Source organism: Streptomyces thermospinosisporus (assembly GCF_039526425.1).
Classification (GTDB): Bacteria; Actinomycetota; Actinomycetes; order Streptomycetales; family Streptomycetaceae; genus Streptomyces; species Streptomyces thermocarboxydovorans.
Window position 1 is genome coordinate 18,797 of record NZ_BAAAIZ010000064.1, and the last position, 23,795, is coordinate 42,591.

Annotated in this window: 21 protein-coding genes and 2 pseudogenes; 8 read left to right on the plus strand and 15 right to left on the minus strand. The window is 73.3% G+C overall.

The window, feature by feature from the left end:
- Window positions 1-92: 92 nt before the first annotated feature.
- Window positions 93-308 carry an I78 family peptidase inhibitor gene (locus tag ABD207_RS21130; protein WP_344014658.1) on the minus strand — a complete coding sequence of 72 codons (216 nt, stop codon included), beginning with the start codon at window positions 306-308 and terminating at the stop codon, window positions 93-95.
- 465 nt (window positions 309-773) lie between these two features.
- Here ABD207_RS21130 and ctaD point away from each other — a divergent pair.
- Window positions 774-2,456: pseudogene (gene ctaD / locus ABD207_RS21135) on the plus strand (aa3-type cytochrome oxidase subunit I); the annotation flags it as partial.
- On the opposite strand, the gene ABD207_RS21140 reads toward ctaD, so the two are convergent.
- The 3 genes from ABD207_RS21140 to ABD207_RS21150 form a co-directional block, all read right to left on the minus strand.
- A complete protein-coding gene (locus tag ABD207_RS21140) occupies window positions 2,341-3,381 on the minus strand; it encodes a helix-turn-helix transcriptional regulator (protein WP_344014659.1) in 1,041 nt (346 codons plus the stop codon). The pseudogene ctaD and the gene ABD207_RS21140 overlap by 116 nt on opposite strands.
- Before the next feature lie 75 nt (window positions 3,382-3,456).
- Window positions 3,457-4,755 carry an ABC transporter substrate-binding protein gene (locus ABD207_RS21145; RefSeq protein ID WP_344014685.1) on the minus strand — a complete coding sequence of 433 codons (1,299 nt, stop codon included), beginning with the start codon at window positions 4,753-4,755 and terminating at the stop codon, window positions 3,457-3,459.
- Window positions 4,756-4,822: 67 nt separating this feature from the next.
- Window positions 4,823-5,416, minus strand: a complete 594-nt coding sequence (locus ABD207_RS21150; RefSeq protein ID WP_344014660.1) for an MTB12 C-terminal domain-containing protein — start codon at window positions 5,414-5,416, stop codon at window positions 4,823-4,825.
- Between the two features lie 187 nt (window positions 5,417-5,603).
- On the opposite strand from ABD207_RS21150, the gene ABD207_RS21155 reads away from it, so the two are divergent.
- The 3 genes from ABD207_RS21155 to ABD207_RS21165 are packed head-to-tail and all read left to right on the plus strand — an operon-like array spanning window position 5,604 to window position 9,929.
- On the plus strand, window positions 5,604-6,080 hold the full coding sequence (locus ABD207_RS21155) for a hypothetical protein (protein WP_344014661.1): 477 nt from the start codon (window positions 5,604-5,606) through the stop codon (window positions 6,078-6,080).
- A gap of 13 nt (window positions 6,081-6,093) precedes the next feature.
- Window positions 6,094-9,276: an ABC transporter permease subunit gene (locus ABD207_RS21160; protein WP_344014662.1), complete on the plus strand. Its 3,183-nt coding sequence runs from the start codon at window positions 6,094-6,096 to the stop codon at window positions 9,274-9,276.
- Window positions 9,273-9,929 carry an ABC transporter ATP-binding protein gene (locus ABD207_RS21165; RefSeq protein ID WP_344014663.1) on the plus strand — a complete coding sequence of 219 codons (657 nt, stop codon included), beginning with the start codon at window positions 9,273-9,275 and terminating at the stop codon, window positions 9,927-9,929. Before ABD207_RS21160 ends, ABD207_RS21165 begins: the two co-directional genes overlap by 4 nt.
- A gap of 116 nt (window positions 9,930-10,045) precedes the next feature.
- On the opposite strand, the gene ABD207_RS21170 is transcribed toward ABD207_RS21165, so the two are convergent.
- Window positions 10,046-10,759 carry a transglycosylase family protein gene (locus tag ABD207_RS21170; protein WP_344014664.1) on the minus strand — a complete coding sequence of 238 codons (714 nt, stop codon included), beginning with the start codon at window positions 10,757-10,759 and terminating at the stop codon, window positions 10,046-10,048.
- A 544-nt stretch (window positions 10,760-11,303) separates the two neighbouring features.
- On the opposite strand from ABD207_RS21170, the gene ABD207_RS21175 reads away from it, so the two are divergent.
- Window positions 11,304-12,104 carry a hypothetical protein gene (locus ABD207_RS21175; protein WP_344014665.1) on the plus strand — a complete coding sequence of 267 codons (801 nt, stop codon included), beginning with the start codon at window positions 11,304-11,306 and terminating at the stop codon, window positions 12,102-12,104.
- Between the two features lie 87 nt (window positions 12,105-12,191).
- The gene (locus ABD207_RS21180) at window positions 12,192-12,575 is read left to right on the plus strand and encodes a hypothetical protein (protein ID WP_344014666.1); all 384 of its coding nucleotides are present in this window, start codon (window positions 12,192-12,194) and stop codon (window positions 12,573-12,575) included.
- Window positions 12,576-12,691: 116 nt separating this feature from the next.
- Here ABD207_RS21180 and der read toward each other — a convergent pair whose 3' ends face one another.
- The 5 genes from der to aroH all read right to left on the minus strand — a co-directional run bounded on the left by der (window position 12,692) and on the right by aroH (window position 17,246).
- Complete coding sequence (der, locus tag ABD207_RS21185) at window positions 12,692-14,170, minus strand: ribosome biogenesis GTPase Der (RefSeq protein ID WP_344014667.1); 1,479 nt, start codon at window positions 14,168-14,170, stop codon at window positions 12,692-12,694.
- Between the two features lie 170 nt (window positions 14,171-14,340).
- A complete protein-coding gene (locus ABD207_RS21190; RefSeq protein WP_344014668.1) occupies window positions 14,341-14,988 on the minus strand; it encodes a lysophospholipid acyltransferase family protein in 648 nt (215 codons plus the stop codon).
- Window positions 14,985-15,665, minus strand: a complete 681-nt coding sequence (gene cmk / locus ABD207_RS21195) for a (d)CMP kinase (RefSeq protein WP_344014669.1) — start codon at window positions 15,663-15,665, stop codon at window positions 14,985-14,987. The genes ABD207_RS21190 and cmk overlap by 4 nt, the downstream gene beginning before the upstream one ends.
- A 136-nt stretch (window positions 15,666-15,801) precedes the next feature.
- Window positions 15,802-16,887 (minus strand): prephenate dehydrogenase, encoded by a 1,086-nt coding sequence (locus ABD207_RS21200; RefSeq protein WP_344014670.1) that lies wholly within the window; start codon window positions 16,885-16,887, stop codon window positions 15,802-15,804.
- The gene (gene aroH, locus ABD207_RS21205) at window positions 16,884-17,246 is read right to left on the minus strand and encodes a chorismate mutase (protein ID WP_344014686.1); all 363 of its coding nucleotides are present in this window, start codon (window positions 17,244-17,246) and stop codon (window positions 16,884-16,886) included. Before aroH ends, ABD207_RS21200 begins: the two co-directional genes overlap by 4 nt.
- A 263-nt stretch (window positions 17,247-17,509) precedes the next feature.
- Between aroH and ABD207_RS21210 the strand changes: the two are divergent.
- Window positions 17,510-17,932, plus strand: a pseudogene (locus ABD207_RS21210) (Rieske (2Fe-2S) protein).
- Window positions 17,933-17,990: 58 nt separating this feature from the next.
- Complete coding sequence (locus tag ABD207_RS21215) at window positions 17,991-18,680, plus strand: nucleotidyltransferase domain-containing protein (protein ID WP_344014687.1); 690 nt, start codon at window positions 17,991-17,993, stop codon at window positions 18,678-18,680.
- 29 nt (window positions 18,681-18,709) lie between these two features.
- Here the strand turns inward: ABD207_RS21215 and ABD207_RS21220 are convergent, their stop codons facing one another.
- From ABD207_RS21220 to ABD207_RS21240, 5 genes are all read right to left on the minus strand, one after another.
- Window positions 18,710-19,744, minus strand: coding sequence for an ADP-ribosylglycohydrolase family protein (locus ABD207_RS21220; RefSeq protein WP_344014671.1), 1,035 nt, complete (start codon window positions 19,742-19,744; stop codon window positions 18,710-18,712).
- Window positions 19,741-20,460, minus strand: a complete 720-nt coding sequence (locus tag ABD207_RS21225; RefSeq protein ID WP_344014672.1) for an NUDIX hydrolase — start codon at window positions 20,458-20,460, stop codon at window positions 19,741-19,743. The genes ABD207_RS21220 and ABD207_RS21225 overlap by 4 nt, the downstream gene beginning before the upstream one ends.
- Before the next feature lie 117 nt (window positions 20,461-20,577).
- Window positions 20,578-21,630, minus strand: a complete 1,053-nt coding sequence (locus tag ABD207_RS21230; RefSeq protein ID WP_344014673.1) for a pseudouridine synthase — start codon at window positions 21,628-21,630, stop codon at window positions 20,578-20,580.
- Window positions 21,630-22,304, minus strand: a complete 675-nt coding sequence (gene scpB, locus ABD207_RS21235) for an SMC-Scp complex subunit ScpB (protein ID WP_344014674.1) — start codon at window positions 22,302-22,304, stop codon at window positions 21,630-21,632. The genes ABD207_RS21230 and scpB overlap by 1 nt, the downstream gene beginning before the upstream one ends.
- Complete coding sequence (locus ABD207_RS21240; RefSeq protein ID WP_344014675.1) at window positions 22,301-23,473, minus strand: segregation and condensation protein A; 1,173 nt, start codon at window positions 23,471-23,473, stop codon at window positions 22,301-22,303. The genes scpB and ABD207_RS21240 overlap by 4 nt, the downstream gene beginning before the upstream one ends.
- Window positions 23,474-23,795 lie beyond the last annotated feature (322 nt).

Here is a 23,795-nt window from a genome sequence, read left to right on the forward strand (position 1 = left end):
CGCGGAACCGGGGCCTCTGTGCAGGTCCTCAGCCCTCCGGGCCGCCACTGTGCGGGGCCTTCAGCCTTCCGGGCCGCCGCTGTGCGGGGCCTTCAGCCCTTCCAGGCCCGCGCCACCCGGCCGTCCTTCACCTCGAAGTTCAGCCGGCCCACCCGGTACTCCATGGTGATGATCGCGCCGGGCGGCAGAGCCCGCACCGTCGACCAGCCGCGCTCGCGCGCCAGGTCCTCGGCGCGGCCTGCGGCCAGGCCCACATAGGCGTCCGGGTTGTCGTCGGGTTCCGCGGAGGGTGTCGGGATGGGTGCCATGCGGCCACGCTATGCCCTGCCCGGTGCGCGGGGAAGCCCGGCTCCCCGGACGGCCCCCCGGCCCTCCCGGACGGCCCCCGGTCTTCCCCGGACGGCCCGGTGTCTGCCGGCGGTCACGCTTGTGTCACAGGATCACGACAGCCGACCGGTCCACGGACCGTCACACCAACGAGCGATTCTCGCCGCCTTCCCCGGGCATTCGAGGGTGATTTCCGCGCGTCGCGCGAGAGCCTCGGTGCGGCCCGGGATTAAGTCCCGGACAAGGGGTCACGGGCGCATTTTCCCGGCCCGGCCCGCACCCGCGGACGAATACCCGGGCGGCGTGTCCCATTTCCGGATTCCGTCGTCCGGCCGGTCACGCCCCCTGTCGGAGCGCCCACCGGGCGAGCATCATGGCGGGACCCGCGGGAACGTGTGGCACGGGCCGTGGCGCCCGGTGCGCGAGAGCGAAGGGGCGAGGGAGCCATGGGGACGCAGACCGTTCAGGCGGCACCGGCGCCCGCGCCGACGCGGCGCGGGCGCGTGATCATCGACTGGCTGACCACCACGGACCACAAGAAGATCGGCCACCTCTACCTGATCACATCCTTCGTGTTCTTCCTGATCGGCGGCGCGATGGCGCTGGTGATGCGGGCCGAGCTGGGCCGTCCGGGGACGCAGATCGTCACCAACGAGCAGTTCAACCAGCTGTTCACCCTGCACGGCACGATCATGCTGCTGCTGTTCGCGACGCCCAGCTTCGCCGGGTTCGCCAATGAGCTGATGCCGCTGCAGATCGGTTCGCCGGACGTGGCGTTCCCGCGGCTGAACATGTTCTCGTACTGGCTGTTCCTGTTCGGCGGGCTGATCGTGCTGGGCTCGCTGGTGGTGACCGGGGGTCCGGCCGCCTTCGGCTGGTTCGCCTACGCGCCGCTGAACAGCCTGGAGTACTCGCCGGGCATCGGCGCCGACCTGTGGATCATGGGGCTGGCGCTGGCGGGCTTCGGCACCATCCTCGGCGCGGTCAACTTCATCACCACCATCATCGGGATGCGCGCCCCCGGGATGACCATGTTCCGGATGCCGCTGTTCACCTGGAACACGCTGTTCACGTCCATCCTGATCCTGATGGCGTTCCCGGTGCTGGCGGCGGCGCTGCTGGTGCTGGAGGCGGACCGCCGGTTCGGCTCGCACGTGTTCGACGCGACCAACGGCGGCGCGATTCTCTGGCAGCATCTGTTCTGGTTCTTCGGGCACCCCGAGGTCTACATCATCGCGCTGCCGTTCTTCGGCATCGTCACCGAGATCATTCCGGTGTTCTCCCGCAAGCCGCTGTTCGGCTATCTCACGCTGGTCGGCGCCACCATGGCGATCACCGGTCTTTCGGTGGTGGTGTGGGCGCACCACATGTTCGCCACCGGTGCGGTGCTGCTGCCGTTCTTCTCCTTCATGAGTTTCCTGATCGCGGTGCCGACGGGGGTGAAGTTCTTCAACTGGAGCGGCACCATGATCAAGGGTTCGCTCTCCTTCGAGACGCCGATGCTGTGGGCGACGGGTTTTCTGGTGACGTTCCTCTTCGGCGGTCTGTCCGGGGTGATCCTGGCGTCGCCGCCGCTGGACTTCCATGTGACGGACTCCTACTTCGTGGTGGCGCACTTCCACTACGTGGTGTTCGGCACCGTGGTCTTCGCGGTCTTCGCCGGCTTCTACTTCTGGTGGCCCAAGTTCACCGGGAAGATGCTCGACGAAAGGCTCGGCAAGATCCATTTCTGGACGCTGTTCATCGGCTTCCACACCACGTTCCTGGTGCAGCACTGGCTGGGCGCCGAGGGCATGCCGCGCCGCTACGCGGACTATCTCGCGGCGGACGGGTTCACCGCGCTGAACACGGTCTCCACGATCGGCGCGTTCCTCCTTGGCATGTCGACGCTGCCGTTCCTCTACAACGTCTGGAAGACCGCCAAGTACGGCCGGAAGGTCGAGGTGGACGACCCCTGGGGCTTCGGGCGTTCCCTGGAGTGGGCGACGTCGTGCCCGCCGCCGCGGCACAACTTCACGACGCTGCCCCGGATCCGTTCGGAGTCGCCGGCGTTCGATCTGCATCACCCGGAGTACGCGGCCGTGACGCCTCAGCCCGAGCCGAAGCGCGAGCAAGCCGGTCCCGAGCCGCGGTGACGGCGTCGATCAGCTCCTCGGGCTCCAGCACCTCGAACTCGAGGCCGAGCAGCATCACATGCAGGACCATCAGCTCCAGGCTGCCGGCGCCGGTGCGCAGCAGGCAGGCGTCCGGGCCGTCCGGTTCCAGCAAACCCGCGCTCGGTGAGATACGTTCGGCGGCCTGCTCGAGGGGCGCCAGCAGCCGGATCACGGCGTGCGTGGCGTAGGCGCGGGTGGAGACGCCCCGGGAGACGTAGGCGGCGAGGTCCTCGGCCGGGGGTTCGCGCGGCTCGAAGCGGGGGCCGTGCGGCGGCTTGGGGGTGATGCGGTCCACGCGGAAGGTGCGCCAGTCGGACCGGTCGAGGTCCCAGGCGACCAGATACCAGCGGCGCTCGGAGCACACCAGCCGCAGCGGCTCGACGGTGCGGCGACTGGAGTTGCCCTCGTGGTCGCGGTACTCGAAGCGCAGCCGCTCGGCGTCCCGGCACAGATGGGCCAGCTCGGTCAGCACCGCCGGGTCGACGGCGTCGGCGCCCGGGCCGCGCAGCATGGGCACGGTGAAGGCGTTCAGGGCGCTCACCCGGCGGCGCAGCCGGTCCGGCAGCACCTGCTCCAGTTTGGCCAGCGCCCGCACCGAGGTCTCCCCGATGCCCTCGATGCCGCCGCCGGCCGCGGTGCGCAGGCCGACGGCGACGGCGACCGCCTCGTCGTCGTCGAGCAGCAGCGGCGGCAGCCGGGCGCCCGCGCCGAGCTGGTAGCCGCCGCCGGTGCCGGGGCTGGCGTGGACCGGGTAGCCCAGCTCGCGCAGCCGGTCCACGTCCCGGCGCAGGGTGCGGGCGCTGACGCCGAGCCGCTCGGCGAGGTCGGCGCCGGACCACTCGCGGTGGGTCTGGAGCAGGGACAGCAGGCGCAGCAGGCGGGCCGAGGTCTCCAACATGGAGGGAAGTCTGCCAGCCGTTGCGGACAGCTTCTGTCCGGAAGCTGGTGCGTCTTCGGGGTACGGGGGACCGTCTCAGGGTTCGTAGGCGAGCTGCGGGACGGTGAAGCAGGTGCGGTTCATGTCGCCCTGGCTCACCCACCCCTTGCCGTCCTGCCAGCGGGCCACCGACAGACAGGTCCGGCTGGTCCTCGGCGGCTCGGGGGACGGTGTGAAGCTGACGGGGAGCAGCAGCCCGCCCGCGGTGTAGCCGTCGCTGCGGTTGACGTACGCGTCGACGCAGGCGCGGGTGATGCCCTCGTTCGCGCAGGACTTGGCGGCGTCGGTGAACCAGCGGGCGGCCGCCCAGCCCTCCAGCTGCCACTGGGAGTGCGTCTCCAAGTCCGCGGTGGCGTCCCGGAATTCCCGCACAGCGGGGTGGCTGGTGTCCTCGTAGTTGCGGCTGTGGCCGGTCGCCCACAGGGCGTTGCGGCAGCTCGGGGCGTCCTTGTAGTCGCGGGTCACGGCCGAGGTCCAGTTCTGCACATTGGTCACCTTGGCGGTGACCTTCGCGCCGGCCTCGTCCATCGCCCGGCACAGGCGGGCGTTGCCGTGCGCGTCGATGGCGTCGAAGACCAGATCGGCGCCCTGCTGCCTCAGATCGGCGGCCACCGCGCGGAAGTTGGGCAGCGCGAAGTCGACCTGCTCGGAGACCACGTCGTAGCCCTCGGCCTTCAGACCGCGTTCGATGAGCCGTGCGTAGGCGGCCGAGGCGGACTGGTTGTACGAGACGACCGCGGCGGTGCGGGCGCCGTGCTCGCGTTTGAAGTAGCGGTAGACCTCGGTGCCGCCGTACAGCTTGCCGTCCCAGCCGGTCGTGCCGTTCCGGGGCGCCGAGGTGCCGTAGATGCTGTACAGGTGCGGATAGGTGTCGTAGGCGGTGCCGATGGGCTGGCCGCCGATGTCCGGGACGCCGGCGCTCGAGACCCGGGCGGCGCCCGCGTAGTCGAAGGCGGTGGTGGCCACCAGGGCGACCACCTTCTGCTCGTCGACCAGTTTGCGCACGCACTCGTTGTTGCCGACGCCGCTGCCGCCGTCGTCGCACAGGTGCACCTCGACGCGCCGGCCGTCGATGCCGCCGCGGGAGTTGAGCCGGTCGAAGTACGCCTTGGCTCCGTCGCGCGGGCCGGTGAAGGCGCTGCCGCCGACCGGGCTGGTGGCGCTGGTGATGATGCCGACGTGCAGCGGCTCGCTCGTGGCCCGGGTGGGCGCGGGCGAGCGGTCGTCGGTGCCGAAATCGCTCTCCGGCAGCCGGCTGCCGCACGCCGCGGTCAGGGCGAGGAGCGCGGCGGCGGCCAGCGCCGTGGCGGGCAGCGTCCACCGACGGTGCGCCAGGGCCGGGAGCGTCCGCCCGCGGTGCGGCAGGGGCCGGGCGGACGCGGCCCGTCGGGGCGCCGGCACCTCAGCAGCCCGGGACGGCCGTGGCCGACCCATTGCCGCTCATCTGCACCAGCGCGCACAGGGTCTTGGCGGACACCTTCCAGGTGCCGTCCTGCTCGACGGCCGTGCCGGAGGCGTCGGGCAGGACGGTGGCGCCCTTGAGGGTCAGGGTGTAGGTCACGTCGGCCTCGGTGGGCGAGGTGAAGGTGATCTTGGTGACCTTCGCCTGCACCTGACCGCCGCGCTGGTCGCCGCTGAAGGCCTGGAGCACCGGAGACATCTGCTCGCCGTTCTCCAGGACGGTCGTCTTGTCCTCCAGGGAGGTGGCGGGGTCGAAGAACTTCTCCCAGTTCTGCCGGATCTCCCGTTCGGCGGCCGCGCGGTCCGCGGGCGCGCTCGCCGGGGCGCTCGTGGTCCGTTCGGGTGTCGGTGTGGGCGGCGGGCTGGAGTCGCCGCCGCCGTCGTCGTCATCGCCGCATGCCGCAAGTCCGGGGCCGAGGACCAGGATCGCGGCCGCCGCCAGGGCGGAGCCGCGCCGCGCCGGCCGCGGGCCGCGTCTTCCCCTGGTCCCCCGTGTTCCTCGTGTCCCCCGCCTGAGGTCGCTGCCGAGAACCATCTGGCTCACCACCGGGTGTCGGTCCGGGCCATGTGCGCCCGGTTCTTTCAGGGTCAGCTTCCACAAGGCATAGTGCAAGCCAACGCCCGACTTGGACAGTGCGCCGGGGATCCGGGACCCGGGGGCCGCGGGACACGGGCGGGCCGGCACATGCGCGGAGACGAACCCGAGCGTTGTGGGAGCCAGGATGCGGACAGCCCGACTGCGGACCGTGCACCCCGCCCTGTGGGCCGGCTGGGCGGCCCTCGCGGCCGGCGCGGTGCTGTGCGTCCTCGGCTGGTACGGCATCTCCGGCGAGCGGTACGCCGAACGGCAGCTGCCCTATCTGGCCTCCTGCACCATCCCCGGCGCGGCGCTGATCATCGCGGGCGCGGTGCTGCTGGCGCACGGGCGCGACGCGCTGGCCGCCACCCGGGTGGAGGAGCTGTACGGGCTGCTGGTCGAGGCGGAGCCGGCCGGCGTCGACGTCTCCGGGCAGGCGGCCGGTGCGCCGGTCGCGGTCAGCGGCGAGATGCTGATGGTGCCGGGCGGCACGCTGTGGCACCGCGCGGACTGTCCGCTGGTCGCGGGGAAGGCGGAGGCGGTGCCGGTGGACAAGGCGCTGGTGGCGGACGGCCGGCTGAGGCCCTGTCCGATCTGTGAGCCCGCCGGGGACGACGACTGAAGCCCGGCCGCCGATGTCCTCGCTGACGTACGACCTCACGCTGGCCGGGCTGTCGGTCGGCGCCGCCGCGGCACTCACCGGCATCGGCCTGATCGTGACGTACCGGGCGACCGGGGTGCTCAACTTCGCGCACGGGGCGATCGCCATGGTGTGCGCCTATGTGCTGCGGCAGTGCGTGGTGGAGTGGGGCTGGCCGCTGTGGTGGGCGGCCGTGTTCGCGCTGGTGGTCGTGGCTCCGGGGATCGGGGTGGTGCTGGAGCGGTTCGTCTTCCGGCCGCTGTCGGTGCTGGGCGGCGATCCGGCGCAGACCTTGGTGGCTTCCCTCGGGGTGTTCGTGCTGCTGGTGGGCGGGGCGGCGCTGCTGTGGGGGCAGGGGGCGCGGGACGACGCGCCGGTGCTGCTGGCGGCGGAGCCGTGGGGCCAGCTGGCCGTGGTGGCGGTGCTGGCCGCGGGGGTCGCGGCAGTGGTGCGCTTCTCGCGGTTCGGGCGGGAGCTGCGGGCGGTGGTGGACGACCGGCAGCTGGCGGTGCTCGGCGGCGTGGACGCGGACCGGGTGGCGGCGGTGGGCTGGGCGTTCGGCTCGTTCACCGCGGGACTCACCGGGGTGCTGCTGGCGCCGTACGTGCGGCTGGACCCGTACGGGCTGCCGCTGCTGGTGATGGAGGTGCTGGCGGTCGCGGTGGCCGCGCGGATGCGGAGCCTGTCGGTGGCGGTCGTCGTGGCGCTCGGCATCGGGGTGGCGCAGAGCCAGCTGACCCGGCTGCATCCGTCCGGCTGGGCGCAGCCGCTGGTGCAGGCGCTCGGCTCCAACCTGTTCGTCGTCGCGCTGCTGATCGCCGCGCTGGCGCTGCCCGGTGTGGGCACGCGCGACGCGCTGCCGCGCTCGGCGACCGCGCGGGTGCCGACGCCGCCGGGCGCCTGGATCGTGGCCGGGGTGCTCTTTCTGCTGCCGCTGGGCTTCGCCGGGCGCGATCTGCACACGGCCGTGCAGGTGCCGGCGCTCGGCGTCGTGCTGCTGTCGCTGGTCGTGGTCACGGGCCGGGGCGGGCAGATCTCCCTCGGCCAGGCGGCGTACGCGGGCCTGGGCGCCCTGTTCACGGCCCTGCTGGCCGCCGGGCGCTTCCCGGGCCTGCCCCGGCTGCCGGAGCTGGCCGCGCTGGCGGTGGCGGTCATCCTGGTGGCGCCCCTGGGGGTGCTCACCGGCTGGCCGGCGATCGGCCGCCGGGGCCTGGCCCTGGCGCTGGCGACCTTCGCGGTCGGCGTGGGCGTGAGCCGCTTCGTCTTCGCCCAGCCCTACGCCACGGCGGGCCTGTTCCTGAACCGCCCCGCCGGCTTCGACAACGACCGCGCCTACTACGCCCTGGAGCTGGCCCTCCTGGTGTGCGCGCTGCTGGCGACGGCCGCGCTGCGCCGGGGCCGCGTCGGACGCGCCCTGGCCGCCATGCGGGACCACGAGTCCGGGGCCCGCGCGGCGGGCGTGCCCGTGCCCTCCCTCAAGCTGCTCGCCTTCGTCTGCGGTGCCGCGCTGGCCGCGCTCGGCGGCGGCATGCTCGGCATGGGGCTGCGCGCCTTCGACCCGGCCGCGTTCGACCCCGTGCGGGGCCTGCTGTGGTTCGCCGCGGTGGTGGTCCTGGGCGCCGACAGCACCCTGGGCGCCCTGCTCGCCGCGGCCCTCCTGGTCGGCCTCGACGCGGGCACCCGGGGCGGCGTGGCGGCGGCCGTCATCGGCGTCCTGGCCGTCCTCGTGGGCCGCTTCCCCGGCGGCCCCTACGAGGCCCTCCGCTCCGCCGCTCAACGCCTCCACGGCACCCCGTCCCTGACGCCGCTGGGCACCCGTCTCCGCCGCCGCCTCCACGGCCCACCCGAGGAGCCCCCACCGGTACCAGTAGCGTCCGGCGCCACGGCAACGACCGGGACAGCGGGCGCCGGCCCGGCGAGCGCCGTGAGCCATGTCCGGGGCACGGAGACAGCTCCGGAGGCCCAAGACACCGGCCCCGCTTGGCGCGAGCGCCCCACACCGAGCACCGGAGCATCCCTCGACACCGCCACCCCGCCGGCGGGGCGGGAGGAGTCGGGCGGCCGCCCGGCGAGACCCGCAAGTGGCCCCCGGGACACGGAAGCAGCCCCGGACGCACGGGACACCGGCACCCGACCAACGGAGCGGGAGAAGGCGGGCGGCGGGCCATCGGGGACCACGGGCGGCCGCCGGGGTGCGAAGGGGGCCCCGGACGCGCGCGACACCGGCACCACGGGGCCCGAGCGCCCCACACCGAGCACGGACTCCACCACCCCGCCGACGGGGCGGGGGAACTCGCGCTTCGGTGAGCGCCGTACGGCCGACGCGGAGGCGGCGGACGGCCGCGGGGCGTCACGGCCCCGGCGCCGGGGCCTCGGTCGGCGGTGGCTCTGGTTCCCCGGCCGCTCCGGGGCGGTGGCGCCCGGTGGACCGGGCCGGCCCGCCGGCTGGGCGGGCGCGGCGGCCGCGTACGGGCCGGGTGACGTGTCCGTGCTCGAGGCGCGGGCACTGCGTGTCCGGTACGGGGGGTTCATCGCGCTGGACGGAGTCGGTCTGCGGGTGCCGCCGGGGCGGGTCACGGCGGTGGTGGGGCCCAACGGGGCCGGGAAGAGCACGCTGTTCCACTGTCTCGCCGGGACGCTGCGGCCCGAGCGGGGGGTCGTGCGGTTCGGCGCACGGGACGTCACGCGGCTGCCCGCGCACGCGCGCACCCGGCTGGGCGTCGCGCGGACGTTCCAGCAGCTGGCGGTGTTCCCGACGCTCACGGTGGCGGAGAACGTACGGGTCGGCGCCGAGCAGGGCCGGGTGAGCGATCCCGGTGCCGTGGAGCGGACGCTGCGGCTGCTCGGCCTTGACGGGCCGGTGCGGGCGCTGCCCGCCGCCGGTCTGCCGACCGGCACGCTGCGCCGCGTCGAACTCGCCCGCGCCCTGGCCGGCGGCCCCCGCGTGCTGCTGCTGGACGAGCCCGCGGCCGGTCTGGACACCGCCGAAGTGGCCGCGCTGGCGCGGATCCTGAAGGCGCTGGCCGCCGACGGCATGGCACTGCTGGTGGTCGAGCACGACCTCGACCTGGTCGCCGACCTCGCGGACGTGGTGCATGTGATGACGGCCGGCCGGATCGTCGCCACCGGACCGCCGGGCCATGTCCTGGACACCCTCGGGGAGGCGACCGGACGATGACGACCACCGTCGAACTGCGCGGGGCGCGCGTGCGCTACGGGCCCCTGGAGGCCCTGCACGGCGTCACCCTCGTCGCGCCCGGACCCGGCCTGACGGTGCTGCTCGGGCGCAACGGGTCGGGGCGCACCACCGTGCTGCGCGCCCTGGCCGGCACCGTGCGGCTGTCGGCCGGGGCGGTGGTGTGGGACGGCGCCGACGTGACCCGGATGCCGGCGTTCGAACGGGCCCGCCGGGGGCTGTGTCTGGTGCCGGAGCGGCGGGCGGTGTTCGGCTCCCTGACGGTGCGGGAGAATCTCGCCCTCGCCGCGCCCGAGCCCTCTCCCGCCCTGGACGCCTACCCGGCGCTGCGGCCGCTGCTGGACCGCCGGGCGGGCACGCTCTCCGGCGGCGAGCAGCGGATGCTGGCGATCTCCCGCGCCCTGCTGGCCCGGCCGCGCGTGCTGCTCGTGGACGAGCCGGCACAGGGCATGTCACCCGCGGTCGCGGCCCGCACGTACGAGCTGCTGGCGTCCCTGGACGCCTGTGTGGTGCTGGCGGAGCAGCGGCTGCCGCCCGCCCTGCACGGCCGTCCCGCGTTCGTCTACGAACTGCGCCGCGGTGCGGTCGTGTTCGCCGGGGAGGCGGGTGAGGTCGCCCGCCTCCCCGGCATCTGAACCCGGCCGGAGGGTTCAGAGTTCGCACTGCCGTTCTCAGCCCTTCTCGGCTGTTCTCAGCCGTTCTCGGCTGTTCTCGGCTGTTCTCGGCTGTTCTCGGCTGTTCTCGGCTGTTCTCAGAGTTTGAGCCGCTGGCCCGGAAGGATCACATCGGGATCGCCGCCGATGACGGCCTTGTTGACGGCGTACAGCCGCTGCCATGTGGTGCCGTGCCGTGCCGCGATGCCGCTGAGGGTGTCCCCCGCGCGGACGGTGCAGTCGCCGCGGGAGTGGTCACGGTCCGGGTGTCCGGCGGACCGCGCGGACGCCGCGGACTGCGACGGCTCGGCGGCCTTCCTCGCGGGCTTCGCGGGCTTGGCCGGCTCGGCGGCCTTCTGCGGCGCCCGGTTCGCGCTCACCGGGCCGGTCGCCGGTGCGCTGCCGGAGGCCCCCGCGCGGGCCGAGCAGACGGGCCAGGCGCCCCAGCCCTGGGCGCGCTGGACCTTGGTGGCGATGGCGATCTGCTGGGCCTTGGTGGCCCGGTCGGCGGTCGGTGCGTAGGCCGTGCCGCCGAAGGCGCGCCAAGTGGCGCCGGAGAACTGGAGCCCGCCGTAGTAGCCGTTGCCGGTGTTGATGTGCCAGTTGCCGCCGCTCTCGCACTGGGCGATGCGGTCCCACACCCCGCTGTCCGCCGCGGCGGCGCTGCCGCCGCCGGCCAGCAGCCCCAGGGGTGCGAGCAGCGCCGCACCGGCCAGGACGGCCGTCGTACGGGCCCGGCCTCCGGTGCTCCCGGTGTCGCGGGAGGTGCCGGGGTCGCGGGAGTCGCGGGTGTTATGGGCACATTCGGACATGTAGTTCCCTCTCGAACAACCCGGGGTCCCCTGGGCGTTGCGCCGCCCGCCGCGCCATGGGGCGCACGGTCCGCGCTCGCCCCGTCCGCCTGTCGGGGGTGGTGCGGTGGAGCATGGGATGGTGCGGTCGGCGGACGTACCCGGGCGGTGCTCGGTGCACACGGCGGAGGAATGTAAGGAGCCTCGCGGCCGCGGAGCAACCAACGGCCCGTCCCGGCAGGCCAGTTGGGCATTACCTGAGGTAGCGGCGAATTTCGGCCACCCATTTCATCAGCTGATTTCCTGATTTGTCGACCACTCGGGCCGCCGCTGCGTGACCCACCTCACGCTCCCAACTTCTTTACCCCTGCGGCCAGTTGACGGTGAGTGCCCGATTCCGCGCCGAACGTGACGGTGTGCGTCGGTCGGTTCGATTCCGTTCGTCCGAGGGCGTGACTACCGCCACAGATCGTCCGTTGTCTTCTTCATGAGCCGGGGATCCACCCGGACCACGGGCCGGGAGCCACCCGGTCCCGTCACGCACCGCATCCCGAGGGAGCCACCCGTGCCGCGCATGCTCGACGTCAGCGACGAGGTACGCGCCGAGATCGGCGACGAAGAAGCCGACCGTCTGCTCGCCGGAGACACCGCCCCGGGCGGTTACGACTGCACCTCGTGCCGCACCCCGGGCGACCCGGAGCAGGAGCGCACCAGCACCGTCCTGTTCATCGGGGAGGAGACCGCCGTCCTCGCCTTCGCCCACGCCACCTGTCTGCCCTCGCAGGTCGTCCAGGTCACCGAGGAGCAGCTGAGGGGTGCCGTGCGGTCCATCAGCGGCGGCCAGGCGGCCCAGGAGCCCGCCCCGCAGCCGGCGGCGCAGCAGAACGCGCCCCAGCAGGCCGTGCTCGGGGTGACCAGCGGACTGGTCCTGATCGCCGGGGAGTTGCACCCGGCCCTGGTCGTGGAACCGACCGCGCCGGTCTCCCGCCCCGGTTCGTACGGCTCCGGCGACGACTTCCTGCCGCTGCTGATCGAGCAGGGCTTCATGCCGCTGAGCGAGCTGTCGGCGGTGCCGCCGGTACTGCACGGCTGGTCGGTGCTGCTGGCCGTGGGGCAGCTGCACGCGGTGCTCCAGCCGGGCCCCGACGGCGGCCGCCCGGTGGCCTGGTGGCAGGCGCACCAGCCGCTGCAGGTGACCGACGGCTGGCGCGCGGCCGCCAACAAGCACCAGCAGGTGCTGATGTTCGCCGCCCCGGTCGGCTCCATCGGCCGCCAGCCCCGCGAGGACCTGCTCCGCGAGGCCCTGGACCGCGCGGCAGCGGGCGGCCAACTGGTCGGCGCAGCCCTGCCACTCGCCGGCACCTGACCGGCGCCCGAGGGCCGCGCGGGCAGCTTCCGGCGAAAGCCCCGCAGGGGACCGCATCCCTTGCCGGGCAGGGTCGTTTGCACATACGTGCACGCATACGACCTTTCCCGCCGCCAGCCGCTCCCGTCGGTCCCCGCCCCCGTGGGACCGGTCCGGGACGCCCGGCGCTGCCCCTCGGCCACGCCGATCTACGACGCGCTCTACGCCGAGTACGTCGAGTCCCGCCGCTCGCTGCCGGGTGACCGCAGCGGTGAGGAGCGGCTCGGCTTCGACGCCTTCGGGAGCCTCGCGCACCGCACGGGCTCCTACGGCGGTCATGGCTCGGGCTCCATCGGTGGCTCCCTGGGCGGCGGGGCGTACAGCGCCTACAGCGTCGGGGCCGGCAGCGCCCGGCAGAGCGGTGCCGGCCCCCAGCCGCAGTGGCAGCGGGTGCCGGCCGGGCTGCCGCCGATGCCGCGCCGGGGCCTGTAGCCGGCGGGCAGCGGCCTACGACCACCCGGCAGCGGCACAGACGAGCACACAGACGACGGGGCGGCCCCCCTTGGGGACCGCCCCGTCTCACTGCCTGAAAGCCTGACGGCCTGGCGCTACTTCTTCTTGCCGCGCCGCTCGCGCACCCGCACCGAGATGTGGATGGGCGTGCCCTCGAAGCCGAACTCCTCGCGCAGCCGGCGCTCGATGAAGCGCCGGTAGCCCGCCTCGATGAACCCGGTGGCGAAGAGCACGAACCGCGGCGGCTTGGTGCCCGCCTGGGTGCCGAACAGGATGCGCGGCTGCTTGCCGCCCCGCACCGGGTGCGGGTGGGCGGCGACCAGCTCGCCGAGGAAGGAGTTCAGACGGCCGGTCGGGACCCGGGTCTCCCAGCCCGCCAGCGCCGTCTCGATCGCCGGGACCAGTTTCTCCACGTGCCGTCCGGTGCGCGCCGAGACGTTCACCCGGGGCGCCCAGGCGACCTGGCCGAGCTCGGTCTCGATCTCCCGCTCCAGGTAGTAGCGGCGCTCCTCGTCGAGGGTGTCCCACTTGTTGAAGGCGAGCACCAGCGCACGGCCCGCCTCCACCGCCATGGTGACGATGCGCTGGTCCTGCACCGAGATGGACTCGGAGGCGTCGATCAGGACGACCGCCACCTCGGCCTTCTCCACCGCGGCGGCGGTGCGCAGCGAGGCGTAGTAGTCGGCGCCCTGCTGGAGGTGGACGCGCTTGCGGATGCCCGCGGTGTCGACGAACTTCCAGGTCTTGCCGCCGAGTTCGATCAGCTCGTCGACCGGGTCGCGGGTGGTGCCGGCGAGCTCGTTGACGACGACGCGCTCCTCGCCGGCGACCTTGTTCAGCAGGGAGGACTTGCCGACGTTGGGCCGGCCGATCAGGGCGACCCGGCGCGGGCCGCCGACGGCGGTGCCGAAGGTCTGGGCCGGGGCGTCCGGCAGCACCTCGAGCACCTGGTCCAGCATGTCGCCGGTGCCGCGGCCGTGCAGCGCGGAGACCGGGTACGGCTCGCCGAGGCCCAGGGACCACAGATAGGCGGCGTCGGCCTCGCCGCTCGGGCCGTCCACCTTGTTGGCGCAGAGCACGACCGGCTTGCCGGCCTTGCGCAGCAGCCGCACCACGGCCTCGTCGGTGTCGGTGGCGCCGACCTTGGCGTCCACCACGAACACCACCGCGTCGGCGGCCTCGATGGCGTACTCGGCCTGCGCGGCGACGGAGGCGTCGATGCCGAGGACGTCCTGCTCCCAGCCGCCGGTGTCGACGACCTTGAAGCGGCGGCCCGCCCACTCGGCCTCGTAGGTGACCCGGTCACGGGTGACGCCCGGCTTGTCCTCGACGACCGCCTCCCGGCGGCCGATGATGCGGTTCACCAGAGTCGACTTGCCGACATTGGGGCGGCCGATGACCGCGAGCACGGGCAGCGGGCCGTGACCGGCCGCCTCGATCGCGCCCTCGACGTCCTCCCGCTCGAAGCCCTCCTCCGCGGCGAGCTCCATGAACTCCGCGTACTCGGCGTCGCCGAGCGCCCCGTGATCGTGCTCGTGCTTGGCCGAGCCGTCGGGCTGGCTGTGGTCGTTCATGAAGTCCGTACCTCGTCGTTCCTTCGTGGTGGTCGGTGGGTCCGCTCCGGCCAGGGAGCTGATCCACTGCTCAGTGTCGCAGGGTCCGCCCCGGGCCCGCCCGCGAAAATCCGGGCGGCGTCCGTTGCACAGCGCGACCCCGGCACCGGCACCGGCGCCGGGGGCCGACCCTAGCGTCCGGTGAGAGCCCTGGCGTTCTCCAGATGGGCGGTGAGCTGCTTCTGGATGCGTTCGGTGGCCTCGTCCAGCGCCCTGCGGGTGCGCCGCCCGCTGCCGTCGCCCGCGTCGAACGGGTCGCCGAAGACGACGTCGACGCGCGACCGCAGCGGGGGCAGCGCCTTTATCAACCGTCCGGGCCGGTCGGAGCTTCCCAGCACGGCGACCGGCACGATCGGCGCCCCGCTGCGCACCGCGAAGTACGCGAGCCCGGCGCGGATCGAGGCGAAGTTCCCCTCGCCCCGGGTGCCCTCGGGGAATATCCCGAGCACGCCGCCCTGCTCCAGCACGCCGAGCGCCTGCGCGATCGCGGTGCGGTCGGGGCTGCCGCGGTCGACCTTCACCTGGCCGATGCCGGTCAGGAACGGGCCGAGCGGGCCGACGAACGCCTCCTTCTTGATCAGGAAGTGCGCCGGACGCGGGGCGACGCCCATGACCATGGGGCCGTCGATGTTGTGCGCGTGGTTGACGGCGAGGATCACAGGGCCGCTCGCCGGAACCCGCCAGGCGCCCAGCACCCGCGGCTTCCACAGTCCGTACATGAGACCGACGCCGAGGCGCCGGCCGAACTCGGCGCCCCGCTCGGAGGGGAGCTGAGTCACTTCCCGGCTCGCTTCTCCTCGATGAGGGTGACGACACACTCGACGACCTGCTGCAGGGTCAGCTCGGTGGTGTCCACCTCGATCGCATCGTCCGCCTTGGCCAGGGGCGCGACCTTGCGGCTGGAGTCGGCCGCGTCCCGCTTGACCAGGGCCTCGCGGGTGGCGTCGAGGTCGGCGTTCTTGAGCTCGCCGCTGCGGCGGGCGGCCCGCGCCTCCGGCGAGGCGGTGAGGAAGATCTTCACATCGGCGCCGGGCAGCACGGTGGTGCCGATGTCGCGGCCCTCGACCACGATGCCCTTGGCGGCGGCCGCGGCGATGTTGCGCTGCAGCTCGGTGATCCGCGCCCGCACCTCCGGGACCGCGCTGACCGCGCTGACCTTGGAGGTGACGTCCTGCTCACGGATCTGCCGGGCCACGTCCACGCCGTCGACCATGATCGCCGGCGCCTTCGGGTCGGTGCCGGAGACGATCTCCGGCTTCCCGGCGACGGCGGCGATCGCGGAGGGGTCCTCGATGTCGATCCCGTTGTTCACCATCCACCAGGTGATCGCCCGGTACTGGGCGCCGGTGTCCAGGTAGCTCAGACCGAGCTGCGCGGCCACGGCCTTCGACGTGCTCGACTTGCCCGTGCCGGAGGGACCGTCGATGGCGACAATCACGGGCGTGGCGCTTTCCACTGTGGGATACCTTCCTGGACCTGGTGGGCGGGGACGGGGCGCAAAGACCCACGACAAGGTTACTGGGTACCGGTCCCCCGTTCGGCCCACGTCCCGGCGCCCCGGCCCGGACGTGAGCAACGGCACCGCCCGCGCCCTACTGCCGGATCGCCCAGCCCCGCTCCCGCAGCGCCGCCACCAGGCCGGGGGCCGCCTTGGGCTCGACCATCAGCTGCACCAGACCGGCCTGCTGCCCGGTCGCGTGCTCGATCCGCACGTCCTCGATGTTGACGCCCGCCCGGCCGGCGTCCGCGAAGATCCGCGCCAGCTGTCCCGGCTGGTCGTCGATGAGCACCGCCACCGTCTCGTAGACCCGCGGGGCGGACCCGTGCTTGCCGGGCACCCGCACCTGCCCGGCGTTGCCGCGGCGCAGCACGTCCCGGATGCCGGTGGTGCCCTCCCGGCGCTTGTCCTCGTCGGAGGACTGCAGTGCGCGCAGCGCCCGCACGGTCTCCTCCAGGTCGGCGGCGACGTCGCTGAGCAGGTCGGCGACCGGCCCGGGGTTGGCGGAGAGGATGTCGATCCACATGCCCGGGTCGGAGGCGGCGATCCGGGTGACGTCCCGGATGCCCTGCCCGCACAGCCGCACGGCGGCCTCCTCGGCGTGCTCAAGGCGCGCGGCGACCAGGCTGGACACCAGGTGGGGCATGTGGGAGACGAGGGCCACGGCCCGGTCGTGGGCGTCGGCGTCCATGACGACCGGCACGGCGCGGCAGTGCGAGACCAGCTCCAGGGCGAGGTTCAGCACCTCGGTGTCGGTGTCCCGGGTGGGGGTGAGCACCCAGGGGCGGCCCTCGAAGAGGTCCCCGCTGGCGGCCAGCGGCCCGGACTTCTCCCGCCCGGACATGGGGTGGGTGCCGATGTAGGCGGACAGGTCGAGCCCGCGGGCGAGCAGTTCCCGGCGGGGTCCGCCCTTGACGCTGGCGACGTCGGCGTAGCCGCGGGCCAGGCCGCGCCGCATCGCGTCGGCGAGCACATCGGCGACGTGGGCGGGCGGCGCGGCGACGATCGCCAGGTCCACCGGCCCCTCGGGCGCCTCGTCGGTGCCGGCGCCCAGCGCGGCGGCCGTGCGGGCCTGCTCGGGGTCGCGGTCGGCGAGGTGGACGGTGACGCCGCGCTGGGCCAGGGCGAGGGCGGCGGAGGTGCCGATCAGCCCGGTGCCGATGACGAGTGCGGTTCTCACTGGGCGATGTCCTTGCGCAGGGCCGCGGCGGCACCGAGGTAGACGTGGTTGATGTCGGCGCGGGGTTTGTCGGACTCGATGTGCGCGAGGATGCGGACCACGCGGGGCATGGCGCCCTCGACGTCCAGCTCCTGGGCGCAGATCAGCGGCACGTCGACGATGCCGAGCTTGCGGGCCGCGGCGGCCGGGAAGTCGCTGTGCAGGTCGGGCGTGGCCGTGAACCAGATGCTGATCAGGTCGTCGGTGGTCAGGCCGTTCCGCTCAAGTACGGCGGTGAGCAGCGCCGAGACCTGCTCCTCCATGTGACCGGCCTCGTCCCGCTCCAGCTGGACGGCCCCCCTGACCGCTCGTACCGCCACGGCGTGCTCCTTGCTGACGTACGTCATCGGCTGCTTGGGCGTCCAGCCTAGTCAGCCCGGACGTGCGGAGCGTGCGGCGCCCGTCCACCGAGACGGGCGAGATGCGTGTTTCCTGGCACTTCGGCAGGTTGGGTGCAAGGATGCTGAAACTGCCAGGTACGGCCCCCGGGGCTGCCTTCCCTTCGGACATCCCTCGGTTTTCCCTCGGTTTTCCCTCGGTTCTTTCCCTCGGTTCTCCTCTCGGATCCTCTCGGAGTGACGACATGACCCACGGCGCAACACGACGCACCGTCCTGATCGCGGCAGGGGCGACGGGCGCGACGGCCCTCACGGCGGGCTGCGGCGGCGGCGCCGACACCCCCACCGGTGAGGAGACCTCCGCGCCGGACGCCACCGCCGGGGATCCGCTGGCGTCGACCGGCGACATCCCGGTGGGCGGCGGCAAGATCTTCAAGAAGGAGAAGGTCGTGGTGACCTAGCCCGAGCAGGGCGACTTCAAGGCCTTCTCGGCGATCTGCACCCACCGGCAGTGCCTCGTGGCGAACGTCTCCGGCGGCACGATCAACTGCGCCTGCCACGGCAGCAAGTTCGCCATCACCGACGGAGCGGTGGAGCACGGCCCGGCGACCCGGGCGCTGCCCGAGGGGAAGATCACGGTGGACGGAAATTCGATCCGCCTCGCATGATCCCTTCTCTACGATCCGGGGCATGCGCCCCGACACATCCCTGACGTCCCTGACATCCCTGACGCCCGAACTGCTGGTGCGCGATCACACCGTCTACACCTGCGTCATGGGATCGCGTGCCTTCGGGCTGGCCACGGAGGGCAGCGACACCGACCGCCGGGGCGTGTTCCTCGCGCCCACCGCCCTGTTCTGGCAGCTGGACAAGCCGCCGACGCATGTCGAGGGTCCGGGCGAGGACCAGTTCAGCTGGGAGCTGGAGCGTTTCTGCGAGCTGGCGCTGCGCGCCAATCCGAACATCCTGGAGTGCCTGCACTCCCCGCTCGTGGAGTACGCCGACGACACCGGCCGGGAGCTGCTGTCGCTGCGCGGGGCGTTCCTCTCCCGGCGGGTCCACGAGACCTTCACCGGCTACGCCCGCGGCCAGCGCCGCAAGCTGCAGGCGGACCTGCGCAACCACGGCGCCCCGCGCTGGAAGCACGCGATGCATCTGCTGCGTCTGCTGATCAGCGTCCGCGACCTGCTGCGCACGGGCAGGCTGGTGATCGAGGTGGGCGAGGAGCGCGAGCCGCTGCTCGCGGTCAGGCGGGGCGAGGTGCCGTGGGCCGAGGTGGAGGCACGGCTGAGCCGGCTCGAGGCGGAGGCGGAGGAGGCGCTCCACCGCAGCCCGCTGCCGGCCGAGCCGGACCGCCGCCGCGTCGAGGACTTCCTGTTCCGCGTCCGCCGGACCTCGGCCCTGGGCTCTTCCTAGAACGCTCTTCTGGAACGCGTCGGACCGGGTCAGCCCGCCGACGCGGGCGTGTCCCAGAGCTGCCCCAGCGCGGTCAGCTCCTGCCGGTACTCGATGCGCTCCGCCCACTCGGCCGGCCAGGCGTCCGCGCCCAGGAGGGCGCCGGCGAAGGCGCCGGTGAGGCAGGCGATGGAGTCGGAGTCGCCGGAGGTGCAGGCGGCCCGGCGCAGGGCGGTGAGGGGTTCGTCGACGAAGAGCAGGAAGCACAGCAGACCGGTGGCCAGGGCCTCCTCCGCGATCCAGCCCTCCCCCGTGGCCAGGCACGGGTCGGTCTCTGCGGAGACGGTGCGCACGGCGTCCTGGAGGCGGCGGAGGATCTCCAGGCACTCGTCCCAGCCGCGGGCGATGAAGTGCTCGGGGCTCGGGTCCTGGGTGCGGGTCCACAGGTCGCCGAGCCAGGCCTCGTGGTAGCGGGTGCGGTTGTCGTAGGCGTAGGAGCGGAGCAGTCCCACCAGCCCGGAGGGTTCGGCGCCCTCGGCGAGCAGGCGCACGGCGTGTGCGGTGAGGTCGGACGCGGCGAGCGCGGTGGGGTGCCCGTGGGTGAGCGCGGCCTGGAACTGGGCGGCGCCCGCGCGCTGTTCGTCGCCGAGGCCGGGGACCAGTCCGAGGGGCGCGACCCGCATATTGGCGCCGCAGCCCTTGGAGCCGACCTGACTGGCGTCCTGCCAGGCCCGGTCGCGGTCGGCCAGCAGGGAGCAGGCGCGCAGGCAGGTGTTGCCGGGGGCGCGGTTGTTCTCGGGCGAGCGGTACCAGGCCACGAACTCCTCGCGCAGCGGCCCCTCCAGGCTCTCCGGGGTGAGCGGTCCCCGTTCCAGGGCGGTGCGCAGCGCCCGGCCCAGCGCCAGGGTCATCTGGGTGTCGTCGGTGACGATCGCGGGCCGGGGCAGCGGCATCTCGCGCCAGGGTCCGCACTTGGCGAGGATCGACGGCACGTCGTCGAACTCGGCGGGGAAGCCGAGCGCGTCCCCGAGGGCGAGTCCGGTGAGCGTCCCGGTGGCGGCGCGCTTGGTGGCGGTGACGGTCATGCGGGGCGTCCTTCACTCGTCGGCCGGAGCAGGGGCGGGTGCAGGGTGGTGGCGGGGCCGGCGCGGTAGAGCGCGGCCGGTTTGCCGCGGCCGCCGGTGAGCCGGGCGCCGCCCGGGACGGCCTCGACGAACCCCGGCGTGGCGAGCACCTTGCGCCGGAAGTTGGGCCGGTCCAGGGTCGTGCCCCACACCGTCTCGTAGACCTGCTGCAGCTCGCCGAGGGTGAACTCGGGCGGGCAGAAGCGGGTGGCGAGGCAGGTGTACTCGAGCTTGGCGCCGATCCGCTCGTGGGCGTCGGCCAGGATCCGGTCGTGGTCGAAGGCGAGGTTCCGCGCGGCGTCGTACGGCGTCCAGCGGGCCTTCGCCGCGTCGCTGCCGCCGTGCGCCTCGGGGGCGTCGGGGAGCAGCGCGGTGAAGGCGACCGACACCACCCGCATCCGGGGGTCGCGGCCGGGCTCGCTGTAGGTGCGCAGCTGCTCCAGGTGCAGTCCGGAGACGTCCTTCAGCCCGGTCTCCTCGGCGAGCTCGCGCCGGGCGGCCGTCTCCGCGGACTCCTCCGGCTGCACGAAGCCGCCGGGCAGCGCCCACCGGCCGGCATAGGGCTCCTGGCCGCGCTCGACGAGCAGGACGTGCAGCGCGCCGTCGCGGATGGTGAAGACGGCGAGGTCCACGGTGACGGCGAAGGGCTCGAAGGCGTACTTGTCGTAGCCGTCCATGGGAAAGACCTCCACCCCCCTTTATGGTCATGACGACTATAAAAGGGGGTGGAGGTCCTGCACAAGCGCCAGGACCGCCGGCTTTCCGCGGTCTGGGGTCTGGGGGTCTAGAGGGGTCTAGAGGTCGACCTCCTTCATCAGCATGCCGACCTCGGTGTTGGTCAGGCGCCGCAGCCAGCCGGACTTCTGGTCGCCCAGGGTGATCGGCCCGAAGGCGGTGCGCACCAGCTTGTCGACGGGGAAGCCGGCCTCCGCGAGCATGCGGCGCACGATGTGCTTGCGGCCCTCGTGCAGGGTCACCTCGACGAGGTAGTTCTTGCCCGTCTGGTCGACCACCCGGAAGTGGTCGGCGCGGGCGTAGCCGTCCTCCAGCTGGATGCCGTCCTTCAGCCGCTTGCCCAGGTCGCGCGGGATCGGGCCGACGATGTGCGCGAGGTAGGTCTTGCGCACGCCGTAGCGGGGGTGGGTCAGCCGGTGCGCCAGCTCGCCGTGGTTGGTGAGCAGGATGATGCCCTCGGTCTCGGTGTCGAGCCGGCCGACGTGGAACAGACGCGTCTCGCGGTTGGTGACGTAGTCGCCCAGGCACTGGCGGCCCTCCGGGTCCTCCATCGTGGAGACCACACCGGCGGGCTTGTTCAGCGCGAAGAACTGGTACGACTGGGTCGCGACGGTCAGCCCGTCGACCTTGATCTCGTCCTTCTCCGGGTCGACGCGGCGGCCCTGCTCAAGGACGATCTCGCCGTTCACTTCGACCCGTGCCTGGTCGATCAGCTCCTCGCAGGCGCGCCGGGAACCGTAGCCGGCGCGGGCCAGCACCTTCTGCAGCCGCTCGCCCTCCTGCTCGGCGCCGGGGAAGGTCTTCGGCAGCTTGACCTGCTTCTTGCCGGCGTACCGCTCGCGGTTGCGCTCCTCGATCCGGGCCTCGTACTCGCGCGAACGCGCCGGAGCGGTGCGGCCCCGGCCGCCCTTCGGCGACGCCTTCGATGACGCCTTCGGCTTTCCGCGCCCGGACTTCGGTCCGTCCTTGCCGGCTCCCGGGCCGACGTCGTAGCGGCGCTCCTCGGGGCGGGGCTTGCGGGGGCGGCCCGGCCCCTGCTTCTGGTCCCTGTTGTTGCCGGCGCCACGGTAGTTACCGCGTCCGCCGCTCTTTCCGCTGCCGCTGCTTCGCATCAATAGTCCGTCGTCGTCGTTTCAGGCATGTTCGTCGCGGGACCGTCGTCCTCATCCGGGGCGTCCGGATCGAACGACGGCACGCCTTCCTGGGTCTCGGCCTCGATCGCCTCCGCCTCCGGGAGGAAGGGCGCGAGCTCCGGGAGCTCGTCCAGACCGCGCAGGCCCATCCGCTCCAGGAAGTAGTTCGTCGTCGTGTACAGGATCGCACCTGTTTCGGGTTCCGTGCCCGCCTCCTGGATCAGACCCCGCTGGAGCAGGGTGCGCATCACACCGTCGCAGTTCACTCCGCGCACGGCGGAGACCCGGCTGCGGCTGACCGGCTGGCGGTACGCGACCACGGCGAGGGTCTCCAGGGCGGCCTGGGTGAGACGGGCCTGCTGCCCGTCCAGCACGAAGCCCTCGACGGCGGCGGCGTACTCGGGCCGGGTGTAGAAGCGCCAGCCGCCCGCGACCAGGCGCAGCTCGAAGCCGCGCCCCTGCACGGTGTACTCGTCGGCCAGCTCCCGCAGGGCGTCGGCGACCTGCCGCTGCGGCCGCTCCAGTATCTTCGCCAGGTGCTCCTCGGTGGCGGGCTCGTCCACGACCATGAGGATCGCCTCGAGGGCGGGCTTGAGGTCGAGGCCGGCGACGCCGCGCGCCCCGGCGGGCGCCTCGGTGGTGTCCTCGCTCACTTCTTCTGCTCCTCCTCGGGCTGCTCGGGCGGCCGGTCGAACTCGTCGGTCACCATCGGCGTCTCGTCCCCGTCCCCGCCGGTCCAGCGCACCAGCAGCTCGCCCAGCGCGGTCTCCTGCTCCAGCGCCACGGCCTTCTCGCGGTACAGCTCCAGCAGCGCGAGGAAGCGGGCGACCACGGTGAGGGTGTCGTCGGCGTCCTCCACGAGGGCCCGGAAGGACGCCTCCTTCAGCTCCTTCAGCCGGGCGACTACGATCCCGGCCTGCTCCTGCACGCTGACCAGCGGCGCGTGGATGTGATCGACGTACACCTGCGGCTTGGGCTTGGGCTGCATCGCCTTCACGGCGAGCCGGGCGAACCCCTCGGGCCCGATGCTGATGACCACCTCGGGCAGCAGCTCGGCGTGGTGCGGCTCCAGACCCACGGTACGGGGGTACCGCCGCGCCTCCTCCTCCAGCCGCTGGTTGAAGATCTCCGCGATCTGCTTGTACGCGCGGTACTGCAGCAGCCGGGCGAACAGCAGATCCCGCGCCTCCAGCAGGGCCAGATCCGCCTCGTCCTCGACCTCGGCGGCGGGCAGCAGCCGAGCCGCCTTGAGATCGAGCAGCGTCGCCGCGACGACCAGGAACTCGGTCGTCTCGTCCAGATCCCAGTCCGCGCCCATGGCCCGGATGTGCGCCATGAACTCATCGGTGACCTTGGACAGCGCCACCTCGGTGACATCCAGCTTGTGCTTGGAGATCAGCTGGAGCAGCAGGTCGAAGGGGCCTTCGAAGTTGTCCAGCCGGACTTTGAAGACCCCTTCGGATGCCTCCTGGGCCTCGTCGGCGGCTCCGGCGGCCCGAGATGCCTGGTCCGACGCCGGATCACCGTCGCCCGAGCCCTGAACGCCGTCCGTCCCGGTCCCGGCGCCGCGCGGAGAAGGGATGATGTCGACCGCCGTGGCCTGCGCGCCCCCCGCGGGCGCCTCCTCACCGCCCGCCGTGGCCTGCGCGCCCCCCGCGGGCGCCTCCTCACCGCCCGCCGTGGCCTGCGCGCCCCCCGCGGGCGCCTCCTCACCGCCCGCCCTGGCTGCCGCGTCACCCGCAGGAGCCTGCACGTCGCCCGCCGATGCCTCAGCGCGGACCGTCGTGGCCTGCGCGCCGACCGCCGAAGCTTCGGCGTCCACCGCCGAGGCCGCTGCCGCGCCCGTCAGGGGCTCCGCGTCCCCCGTCAGCGGTCTCGCCGCACCACCCGAGGTCCGGACGCAGTCCGCCGCACCCGCGACGTCCTGCGCCGGAAGCAGGGCACCCCCAGCCGAGGCCCCGACGGGGTCCGCAGCGGGCCCGAAATCCCCCTCGGCGGCCCTGCCCCCGCCCGACGACAGCCCGAGGTCACACGCTGGGGCCTCGGTCCCGCCCAAGGACAGCCCGGCGTCACCCGCCCGGGCCTCGGTCCGGCCCTCGGGACCCCGACCACCGCCCGCCGCCCCGGCGTCACCCGCCGCAGGC